Source organism: Streptomyces cahuitamycinicus, assembly GCF_002891435.1.
Lineage (GTDB): Bacteria > Actinomycetota > Actinomycetes > Streptomycetales > Streptomycetaceae > Streptomyces > Streptomyces cahuitamycinicus.
In genome coordinates this window covers 49,038-58,444 of sequence record NZ_POUC01000007.1, presented here as the reverse complement: position 1 = coordinate 58,444, position 9,407 = coordinate 49,038, and the positions used below count along the sequence as shown (strand labels likewise).

Genomic DNA, 9,407 nt, shown 5'->3' with positions numbered 1-9,407 from the left:
GTCCAGGGCCGAACCCGAGGGGCGGGTCCGCGCGGGGCCGCCGGGGTTCTGGAAGACCCCGTCCTTGAAATGAGGCGATCTGCGGATGCGCGCCATGCGCTCACCGCTCGGGTCCGCGCCGAACCCCCCGGGCTGCAGCGCGCGGAGCCCGGTGCTCAGGGTACGGAAACCGGCCACGGTACCTCCAGGTGGAGTCGGTCAGGCTTTCCATTATGGTCGGCCCCTCCGGCAACACCGGATCGCAGGGGCCCACGGGAGTGGATACTGACCGGTGATTCAGTATCCCGGCGGCGAAGGATTCCGTATGGCCACCCCCCTGCTGTCCCTGACCTGGACCGATCACCTCACGGGACGGCAGGGCTTCCTGGTCGTCGACCGGCTGGTGCGCGGGGTCGCCAGCGGCGGTCTGCGGATGCGCGCGGGCTGCACCCTGGAGGAGGTCACCGGCCTGGCCCGCGGCATGACCGTGAAGGAGGCCCTGCACTACGACCCCGCGAGCCGCTACGTCCCGCTCGGCGGCGCCAAGGGCGGCATCGACTGCGACCCCCGGGACCCGGAGGCGTACCCGCTGCTGGTGCGCTACCTGCGCGCGATGCGGCCGTACATAGAGAGCTGCTGGACGACGGGCGAGGACCTGGGGCTCACCCAGGACCTGGTGGACCGGGCGGCCACCGAGGCGGGGCTGGTCTCCTCGATACAGGCCGTGTATCCGCTGCTGGACGACGAGGCCGAGGCCCGGCGGCGGCTCCGGGACGCGTTCGCGGTCGAGGTCGACGGGCTCGGCCTGGACGAGCTGGTCGGCGGCTGCGGTGTGGCCGAGGCGGCCCTGGCCGCCCTGGACCGGGCCGGTGTGCCGTACGCGGGGACGCGGGTCGCGCTCCAGGGGCTGGGCACCATGGGCGGGGCCACCGCTCGATTCCTCACCCGCGCGGGGCTGACGGTCGTGGCCGTCGCCGATCTCAAGGGCACGATCGCCAACCCGGCGGGCCTCGACGCCGAGTCGCTGCTCGCCGCCCGGGACGCCCACGGCACCGTGGACCGCTCCGCATTGCGTCCCGGCGACCGCGAACTGCCCGGCGGTGCCTGGCTGTCGGCCGACGCGAAGGTGCTGGTGCCGGCGGCCGTGTCGTACGCGATCGACGCCGGGAACCAGGAGCGGATCAGTGCCCGCTGGGTGGTGGAGGCGGCCAACATGCCCGTACGGCCGGAGGCGGAGCCGCTGCTGGCCGCGCGCGGGGTGACCGTGCTGCCGGACGTCGTGGTCAACTCGGGGACCAACGCCTGGTGGTGGTGGACGCTGTTCGGGGACATCGGCGCCGACGCCGAGGAGGCGTTCGCCCGCACCCGTCGCTCGGTGCGGGACCTGGTCGAGCGGATGCTGGGCCGCGCGGAGGCCGACGGGACGACCCCGCGAGCCGCCGCCCACGCGATCGCGGCGGACCGGCTGCCGCTGATCACGGAGCGGTTCGGCTGGTTCCGGTGAGGTGCCCGCCGCCTCCCGAGGCTGCCGTCGCGGGCCGTGCCGGACAGGCCGGAACACCCCGTCGAGGGGCCGTACGCGCGTGGGTAGGGTGACGGAGTGACGAGAGTCCGGTTGAGCGTGGCCCAGCGGCGCGGGGATCTGCTGCGGGCCGCCATCGAGCAGATCGAGGCGAGGGGTGTGGCGGCGGTCAGGATCGCCGACGTGGCCTCGGCGCTGGGCGTGAGCAACGCACTGGTCCTCTATCACTTCTCCACGAAGGAGCAGCTGGTCGCCGCCGCGTTCCGGCACGCGGCGGAGGGCGACCTGGCGCATTTGCGCAAGCTGCTCGGCCGTCGCTCACCGGCGCTGCGCCGGCTGCGGTCGGCCGTACGGTGGTACGCCCCGACCGGGCAGGCCAAGGGCTGGCGGCTGTGGATCGAGGGCTGGGCGGCGGCGCTGCGCGATCCGACGCTGCGGGAGGTCGCCCAGGACCTCGACCGGCAGTGGAAGGCGGCCCTCGGCGAGGTCATCGCGGAGGGCGTGGCCGCCGGCGAGTTCCGCTGCCCGGACCCGGCCGGCACGGCTCTGCGTCTCACCGCCCTCCTCGACGGCCTCGCCGTCCAGCTGACGTCCTACGCCGGCGCGGTGCCGCGATCGCGGGCCCAGGAGTGGGTGGAGGAGGCGCTGACCCGTGAGCTGGGCCTGGCCCGTGAAGAGCGGCTGACCCCTTAGGGCCTGTCGTTCGGATCACGCCGCAGACGCGGCTGCGACGCCTGCGGGCCGCGCCGGTTCCGACCGGCGCCGCCCGCACGCGCAGGAGCCGCTCTCACGCCACCGACGCGATCCGCATCCTGATGTCGTCCGGCGACAGCGCCCCCTTGGCCGTCACATGGTCGCCCGACGACTCCCCGCGCAGCCGGCGCCCGATCCACGGCACCAGGAACTCACGCGCCCACGCGACGTTGTCCCGCCGCGCGTCGAGTACGCCGCGCGGGGGCAGCGGAGGCCACTCCTGCTCGGGGTCGGCCGGCACCTCGAGGCCGAGCACCTGGCCCGCGCGGAGCGCCACGCGCGTGTGCCCCTCGGGCGACAGGTGCAGCCGGTCCGCGTCCCAGGCCCTGCGGTCCCGCACACTGCGCAGGGACCACAGGTCGAGCACGGGGCAGCCGTACCGGTCGGCGATGGCCCGGACGTGTCCGTTGTACGTGGCGATCTTGCCGCGCAGGTGCTTGAGCACGGGCACGCCACGGGTGTCGAAGCCGGTCGTCACCATGACCGTGCCCGACACGGCGGTGAGCTGGGCCAGAGCCCGCTCGAAGCGCTCGGCCACCTCGTCCGGGTCGGTGCCCGGCCGGATGATGTCGTTGCCCCCGGCACAGAACGAGACGAGGTCCGGGGCCATGTCGACGGCCCGCGGAACCTGGTCCGCCACGATCTGGTCGAGGAGTTTTCCGCGTACGGCGAGATTGGTGTATCGGAAGTCGCCCTCGGGCCTGCGGTCGGCGAGCAGGACGGCGAACCGGTCGGCCCAGCCGACGAACGCCCCGTCGGGGCCGGGATCACCGACGCCCTCGGTGAAGCTGTCCCCCACCGCCACGTACGACCCGATCACTGCTCTGCTGTCATTCTTCGAATCGTCTGCCACAGCAGCTCATGATTCACCTTCGAATGTGACCTACGCGACCGTAGGAAGGGATTGACGGGCGGTGAGATAAGCCACTCCCAAAGTGTTCGCAAACTCCGGAATACACCGCTTGTCAGGGATGTTTCGGGGTGAAGGGATGTTTCGGGGTGAGCCGCCAGACCCGGAATCCACTGATCCGGAAATGGCTCCAGACGGTCCGGAAGGCGAAGTGGCCGCTCGTGTAGGGCTGTGGGTCGGTGTGGTCGAAGACGAGCCGCCCATTGTTCCACCACCGGACCGTCGAGCCGTCGGAGACGATCCGGACCCGGTTGGGCTCGTTCGGGACCAGCAGCGGCTCGGTGTAGTCGAACACCAGGGGGCGGACGCCGGGTTCGCCGACGTAACGGCGCAGCCGGGTCGTGGTGTTGTAGTTGGCCCCGTACCCCGCGTAATACGTCGTGAGGTGGTCGTACTCGTCGAGGGCGCCGCCGCGCGCAGTCGCGAAGAGGTCGCCCGGGGAGCGTACGTCGGTCGCGTTCCAGAAGTTGTTGAGGTCCGAGACCCGGTCGTTGACCCCGCCCTCGGAGACGGGGGTCGCGGTGTACTCGAGGACGTACGGCCCTTCGAGCCGCTGCCTGAACCACACGGTCGCGCCGCTCGGTACGTCGATCTCCAGGACGCCGCGGGAGGCGGTGACGGCGCCGCCGTCCTGGAGTTCGGTGACCCACTGGCCGAGGCCGTGGCAGAAGTCGTCGCGAGCGAGGAGGCGGCGGTGACGGGGCGCGGCGTGCGCGGCGGCCGTGGGGGCGAGGGACGCCAGGGCGGCTCCGGCGGCCAGGGACCCGAACGCTCTGCGGGTGGTCGGCACGGGACACAGCTCCTCGGGAAGACTCTGGAAAGCGCTTGCACTCCGGACGGGATCACTCTGTCCCAACTGCCGCCGCCTGTCGATCCCTTGACACGGCCGACCGTGCGCACACGCCGAAGGCCGGACCCGGGGATCGGGGTCCGGCCTTCGGCCGCGTGTCAGGCAGGTGGTCGTGCGGTCGGTCAGCCGACGGAGACGCCGTGCGAGCGCAGGAAGGCGACCGGGTCCATGTCCGAGCCGTAGTCCGGCGTGGTGCGGATCTCGAAGTGCAGGTGCGGTCCGGTCACGTTGCCGGTCGCGCCCGACAGGCCGACCTGCTGCCCGGCGGTCACGGTCTGGCCGGCCGAGACGGAGAGCTGGGACAGGTGGGCGTACTGGGCGTAGTGGCCGTCGGCGAGCTTGATGACGACCTGGTTGCCGTAGGCGCCGCCCCACCCGGCGGAGACGACCGTGCCGGCGCCGACGGCCTTGAGGGAGGTGCCGGTCGGGACGACGAAGTCGACACCGGTGTGGTAGCCGCTGGACCACATGCTGCCGGACATGCGGTACGGGGTGCCGACGGTGGCACCGGCGACCGGGAGGCTGTAGCCGCCGGCGTTGCTCTCGGCGGCGGGCTTGGCGGCGGCCGGTTTCGCGGCGGTCTCCGCCTTTGCGGAGGACTCGTCGGCGGACGGCTGGGAGGCCAGGGGCTTCGGGGCAGAGGCCTTCGGCTCGGAGGCCTTCGGCGCGGACGGGGCCGAGGACTTCGGCGCGCTCGCCGCCTGCTTGCCGATCGACAGCTTCAGACCCGGGTGGATCAGCGACGGGTCGGAGCCGACGGCGTCACGGTTGTCGGCGTAGAGCTTCTTCCAGCCGCCGCTGACGTTCTGGTCGTCGGCGATCTTCGCGAGATAGTCGCCGGCCCGCACGGTGTACGTGCGGGCGCCGGTCGCCTTTTCGGCGGCCTTCTTCCCGGCCGCCGGAGCGGACTGGACGGCCTTTTCCGGAGCCGACTGCGGGGTGGCGGCATGGGCGCCGGCAGCCCCCATGAGCGGCAGCGCGAGAGCGGCTCCGCCGGTTCCGGCGACGGCGATGGAGCGGGTGAAACGCTGGGTCTTGGGACGGCGGTGCTTACCCTTCGCGGGCATGGCGAATTCCTCTCCGTCGCCTGCGAGGTGAGCTGTCGGGTGCGGGCTGGAGATGCCCGGCCGCGCCGGGGCGCGGCTTAACCCCAAGCCGTTCCGGGAACCGGAACAGGCGTCTTACCTGTGGGTCCCCCGCTCCTGCCGTACGTCGGGTCAGTGTGTGCGGGCTCCGGTCGGCGGCAGGATTAGGCGTCCGTCCGGATTGGTGTGGAACGTAAGCGACCAGGACGCAAACGGACAAGCTTGCGGTTGCCCGTGACGGTGTTTTTCTTGACGCGTCGACACATCCGCGGTCACCGAGCGTGTATTACCGATCTCCCGCATTCCTCAACCGCCCTGAATAACGCCAGAATTACGTGAACATGGCGACAACAGATCGTCACGAATATGACGATGGTCACGCACCCCGATCTCATCTCCTTTACGATCGGGGCACGTTATCCCTAAGCGGCTCAATCGCATTATTCGGACAGAACGCCTACTTCCGCTTAAGGCGGACGACCGCGGCGTCCAGATCCCCTCGCAGGCCGACCCGCAGTCCATGATGAAGCAGCACGGCCCCGCGGTGGACTTCACCCGTTTCGAGGCATTCGTACGACGCGGTCGGGTCGAGGGCACGCAACCGGAGCGCAGGTACGGGCTCGCCGTAGCGCTGCGCCTGGAGCCAGGCGAGGACGACCGTCTCGTCGCCGAGGACGTACTGCACCGCGCTCAGCCCACCCCGCGGGGGACGCAGCCGGTACTGGTCGCCGCGCTGCACCACGGGCCGGATCCCCTTGTAGAGCCCCACCCACTCCCGCGCCTCGGCAAGCTCCTCCCGCGTCCACCGCGTGAGGTCGCCGCCGACCCCCAGCACCCCGGCCATGGCGCTGACGAACCGGAACCGCAGGGAGCTGGCCCGCTGATTGAGCATGGCGTTCGGACTGTCGGTGACCCAGGCGGCCATGACCCGGGCCGGATGGATCTGACTGAAGCCGTGCTGGATGGCGAGCCGGTCGAGCGGGTCGGTGTTGTCGGAGGTCCACACCTGGTCCGTGCGGCTCAGCACACCGAGATCGATCCGCCCGCCGCCGCCCGAGCAGGACTCGAAGGCCACGCCGGGGTGGGCGGCCCGCAACCGGTCCAGCAGGGCGTACAGGCCGTGCACGTGGTCGACCCACAGCCGCTGCGGGTAGGGGTCGTCCGGCCAGCCGGCGTCGGTGAAGCAGCGGTTGAAGTCCCACTTGACGTAGTCGACCGGCGCTCGGGAGAGGAGCCCGTCGAGCTGCTCCCACAGGTACTCCCGGACGTCCTCGCGGGCGAGGTTGAGTACGAGCTGATTGCGGAATTCCGTCCGCTTTCGTCCCGGTTGGTACTGCACCCAGTCGGGGTGCGCGCGGTACAGGTCGCTGTCCGGGTTGACCATCTCTGGCTCGACCCAGATCCCGAACTGCATGCCGAGGCCGTGCACGTGGTCGGCGAGGGGCTTCAGGCCGCCTGGGAAGCGGTCGGGGTTGGGGCTCCAGTCGCCGAGCCCGGCCCGGTCGCTGGTGCGCGCCCCGAACCAGCCGTCGTCGACCACGAAGAGCTCGACACCCATGGCGGCTGCCCGCTCGGCGAGCGCCCGCTGCTGCACCTCGGAGATGTCGAACTCGGTGGCCTCCCAGGAGTTGAACAGCACCGGCCGGTCCCGGTTCGCGTCCGGGATCACATGCGCCCGCTGGTAGGCGTGCCAGGCGCGGCTCGCCCCGCCGAAACCGCCGTCGCTCCAGAGCCCGGCGAAGACCGGGGTCGTGTACGACTCCCCCGCGCCCAGCGTCAGCAGGCCCGAGTCGTCCCAGCCCGCCCCGCCGGTGATCTGCACGCGCGCGTCCGGGAGCTGGGCCACGGCGATGCGCCAGGACCCGGACCAGCCCAGGGCGCAGCCGTAGACCTCGCCGCGTTCCTCGGTGGCGTCGGTGTCCAGGGCGACCCACGGCAGGTGCTGGTGGGAGGTGTGGCCGCGGCGGCTGCCGATGACCTTCTCGCCGTGGGTGAGGCCGGAGCGCGTCAGCCGGGACTCGGCCCCCCAGCGGCCGTGCAGCTGGGACAGCCGCCAGGCGTCGCGGTCGGGCAGGGTCCAGGTCGCGGAGTCGGCGCGCAGCAGCTCGACGGCCGGCCCCCGGTTGTCCAGGGTCACCCAGCGCTCGACGACGTCCGTCGAGGAGGGCATCCGGTAGTGCAGCGTGACGGCCAGGCCGCCGTCGCGGAACCGGAGCCGCAGCTCGCCGTCCTCGGCGTCGTGCCCCTCGAAGAGCCACTCGGTGCCGCGCCTCTCGGCCGTGCGCACGGACAGGGCGGGGCGGACGAACCGGGGGCCGCCCTCGACCGGGTACTCCTCGCGTCCGTCGAGCGGGGACTCGAAGGGCCAGTACTCCGGCAGCGGCCGGACGGCGAGGGCCTCGGCGTCTGCGAGCCCGATCCGGGGTCCCCAGTGCAGGTTCAGCAGCTCGTCCCGGTCGGTGACATGGACGGCGTAGCTGCTGGCCGGCCCGGAGAGCACCCACGTACGACCGTCTTCGGAGATCTCCAGCATCATGCCCTCACAGATTCGAACAAGCCCGACCAGGTGCGACCAGGCGGCAACATCATCAAGGGCCGCGGGGGCTCCGGGCAACGCCTGTGGACAACTCATTGCCCCAGGCAGGCATGTCGTATCGTCGAGTGACGCCCGTCGACGAGCCGCGCCGGCGGCGCCGAAGGGGAGGAGCCCTCGTGACACAGCAGGTGCCGTCGACCGAGCCGGAGCTGGCCGGAGTGCGCAACTTCCGTGACGTGGGCGGACTTCCGACCGTGGACGGACGACGGATGCGCCAGGGCGTGCTGTTCCGCAGCGGCCACCTCGCCCACGCGACCGGGGAGGACGCCGCCTTCCTGACCACGCTGGGCCTGCACACGGTCTTCGACTTCCGTAACGCCGCCGACCAGAGGCTCGAAGGGCCGGACGTCACGCTGCCGGGCGTGCGCAATGTGAACCTGCCGCTGAGCGACCCCGCCGACGGCGCCGAGTTCTGGAAGATGGTCCGCGACGGCGACCTGGACCAGCTGCGCGCGATCCTCTCGGACGGCAAGGGCGCGGACCGGATGATCGCCTCGTACCGCATGATCATCAAGGACCGCACCGGTGAGCACTCCCAGGTGCTGCACGCGCTCGCGCAGGACAGCGTCCCCGCCCTGATGCACTGCGCCGCCGGCAAGGACCGCGCGGGTCTGTCCGTCGCGGTGACGCTGCTCGCGGTGGGTGTCGAGCGCGAGGCGATCGTCGACGACTACCTGAAGTCGAACGCGAAGCACCGCCGTTACAAGGTGCACCGCAGCAGCTCCGCCGCCTCGGCCTACTCCCCCGAGGTCATGGACCTGCTCAGCCCGCTCTTCGACGCGCGCGCCGAGTACCTGACGGCGGCCTTCGACACCATCGAGGAGACCTGGGGCGGCGTCGACACCTACCTGGAGGAAGGGCTGAAGCTCACCCCGGAGACCCGGGAGCGGCTGCGCGAGCGGCTCCTCGACTGAGACGCCCGGGCGGGCGCTACTTCGCCCCGACCTCGAACAGCAGATACACGAACGCGGCGAAGATGTGGCCTGCGATGAGGTAGACGAACAGCCTCACCCACAGGGCGCGGGGGAACTTCTCCTCCATGTCCCTCATGACACGTCTCCGGGGGTGGGGCCCAGGCACAGGGCGGCCGTGGGGCTCTGCAGCAGGGTGTGTACGAAGAGCAGCTCGACGCCATCGTGGTCCTCGGCGGCGATCCGGTGCGGGGTGAGCGAGTCGAAGTGGGCGCTGTCGCCGGCCGCCAGCCGGTGTGTGGCGTCCCCGAGCCGCAGCCGCAGCCGGCCGCGCAGCACGTGGAGCCACTCCTCGCCGGGGTGCACGCGCACGATGTCGCCCTGGGAGCCGTGGGGGACGTGGACGCGCAGGGCCTGCATCCCACGGCCGGGGGCGCCGGCCTGCCAGTAGGTCCAGCCGCCCGCCGCGGTGGGTTCCATGTCCGCCGCGCGGATGACGGAGTCCCGTTCGGCGACCGTCTCGCCGAGCAGTTCGGAGACCGTCGTACCGTAGATGCGGGCGAGTGCCAGCAGCATCGGCAGCGAGGGCTGGCGCTGCCCGGTCTCCAGTCGGGAGAGGTGGGCGGGCGACAGCCCGGCGGCGCGGGCCGCGGCCTCCAGTGTCAGGGAGGCCTGGCGCCTCAGTGCGCGCAGCTGGGGCGCGACGGCCGGCAGCGCGCCGGCCGGCGGTTCGCCCGGCGAGCCGGCCCCGGAGGGCCGCTCGGTCTCGGAGGAGCTCATGCCCCCATTCAGCAGGAGCGT

At 71.8% G+C, this 9,407-nt stretch carries 9 protein-coding genes, 1 pseudogene and 1 riboswitch; of the genes and pseudogenes, 3 read left to right on the top strand and 7 right to left on the bottom strand.

All coding sequences use genetic code 11. The features are described from left to right. A pseudogene (locus C1J00_RS46295) lies at positions 1-177 on the bottom strand (MBL fold metallo-hydrolase); the annotation flags it as partial. Between the two features lie 127 nt (positions 178-304). Here C1J00_RS46295 and C1J00_RS02160 point away from each other — a divergent pair. Both C1J00_RS02160 and C1J00_RS02155 read left to right on the top strand, forming a co-directional pair. Continuing rightward, a complete protein-coding gene (locus C1J00_RS02160) occupies positions 305-1,483 on the top strand; it encodes a Glu/Leu/Phe/Val dehydrogenase dimerization domain-containing protein (RefSeq protein WP_102907318.1) in 1,179 nt (392 codons plus the stop codon). Between the two features lie 96 nt (positions 1,484-1,579). Further along, positions 1,580-2,194: a TetR/AcrR family transcriptional regulator gene (locus tag C1J00_RS02155; protein WP_102907317.1), complete on the top strand. Its 615-nt coding sequence runs from the start codon at positions 1,580-1,582 to the stop codon at positions 2,192-2,194. 94 nt (positions 2,195-2,288) lie between these two features. Here the strand turns inward: C1J00_RS02155 and C1J00_RS02150 are convergent, their stop codons facing one another. The 4 genes from C1J00_RS02150 to C1J00_RS02135 form a co-directional block, all read right to left on the bottom strand. Further along, positions 2,289-3,074, bottom strand: a complete 786-nt coding sequence (locus C1J00_RS02150) for an SGNH/GDSL hydrolase family protein (RefSeq protein WP_102907316.1) — start codon at positions 3,072-3,074, stop codon at positions 2,289-2,291. Positions 3,075-3,219: 145 nt separating this feature from the next. Beyond that, the gene (locus C1J00_RS02145; RefSeq protein ID WP_102907315.1) at positions 3,220-3,954 is read right to left on the bottom strand and encodes a DUF6250 domain-containing protein; all 735 of its coding nucleotides are present in this window, start codon (positions 3,952-3,954) and stop codon (positions 3,220-3,222) included. A gap of 182 nt (positions 3,955-4,136) precedes the next feature. Continuing rightward, the gene (locus C1J00_RS02140; RefSeq protein WP_102907314.1) at positions 4,137-5,081 is read right to left on the bottom strand and encodes a LysM peptidoglycan-binding domain-containing M23 family metallopeptidase; all 945 of its coding nucleotides are present in this window, start codon (positions 5,079-5,081) and stop codon (positions 4,137-4,139) included. A 4-nt stretch (positions 5,082-5,085) separates the two neighbouring features. Continuing rightward, positions 5,086-5,240: riboswitch (cyclic di-AMP (ydaO/yuaA leader) on the bottom strand. 316 nt (positions 5,241-5,556) lie between these two features. Beyond that, positions 5,557-7,632, bottom strand: coding sequence for an alpha-galactosidase (locus C1J00_RS02135; protein ID WP_102907322.1), 2,076 nt, complete (start codon positions 7,630-7,632; stop codon positions 5,557-5,559). A gap of 179 nt (positions 7,633-7,811) precedes the next feature. Here C1J00_RS02135 and C1J00_RS02130 point away from each other — a divergent pair, with 179 nt between their 5' ends. After that, positions 7,812-8,609, top strand: coding sequence for a tyrosine-protein phosphatase (locus C1J00_RS02130; protein WP_102907313.1), 798 nt, complete (start codon positions 7,812-7,814; stop codon positions 8,607-8,609). 16 nt (positions 8,610-8,625) lie between these two features. Here C1J00_RS02130 and C1J00_RS02125 read toward each other — a convergent pair whose 3' ends face one another. Then, positions 8,626-8,745, bottom strand: a complete 120-nt coding sequence (locus tag C1J00_RS02125) for a DUF6126 family protein (RefSeq protein ID WP_102907312.1) — start codon at positions 8,743-8,745, stop codon at positions 8,626-8,628. Then, on the bottom strand, positions 8,742-9,386 hold the full coding sequence (locus tag C1J00_RS02120) for a helix-turn-helix domain-containing protein (protein WP_102907311.1): 645 nt from the start codon (positions 9,384-9,386) through the stop codon (positions 8,742-8,744). Before C1J00_RS02120 ends, C1J00_RS02125 begins: the two co-directional genes overlap by 4 nt. Between the last annotated feature and the right edge of the window lie 21 nt (positions 9,387-9,407).

Coding starts and splice junctions, on each gene's coding strand:
- C1J00_RS02140 (WP_102907314.1), bottom strand. CDS start 5,081: ATGCCCGCGAAGGGTAAGCACCGCCGTCCCAAGACCCAGCGTTTCACC.
- C1J00_RS02125 (WP_102907312.1), bottom strand. CDS start 8,745: ATGAGGGACATGGAGGAGAAGTTCCCCCGCGCCCTGTGGGTGAGGCTG.
- C1J00_RS02120 (WP_102907311.1), bottom strand. CDS start 9,386: ATGAGCTCCTCCGAGACCGAGCGGCCCTCCGGGGCCGGCTCGCCGGGC.
- C1J00_RS02160 (WP_102907318.1), top strand. CDS start 305: ATGGCCACCCCCCTGCTGTCCCTGACCTGGACCGATCACCTCACGGGA.
- C1J00_RS02135 (WP_102907322.1), bottom strand. CDS start 7,632: ATGCTGGAGATCTCCGAAGACGGTCGTACGTGGGTGCTCTCCGGGCCG.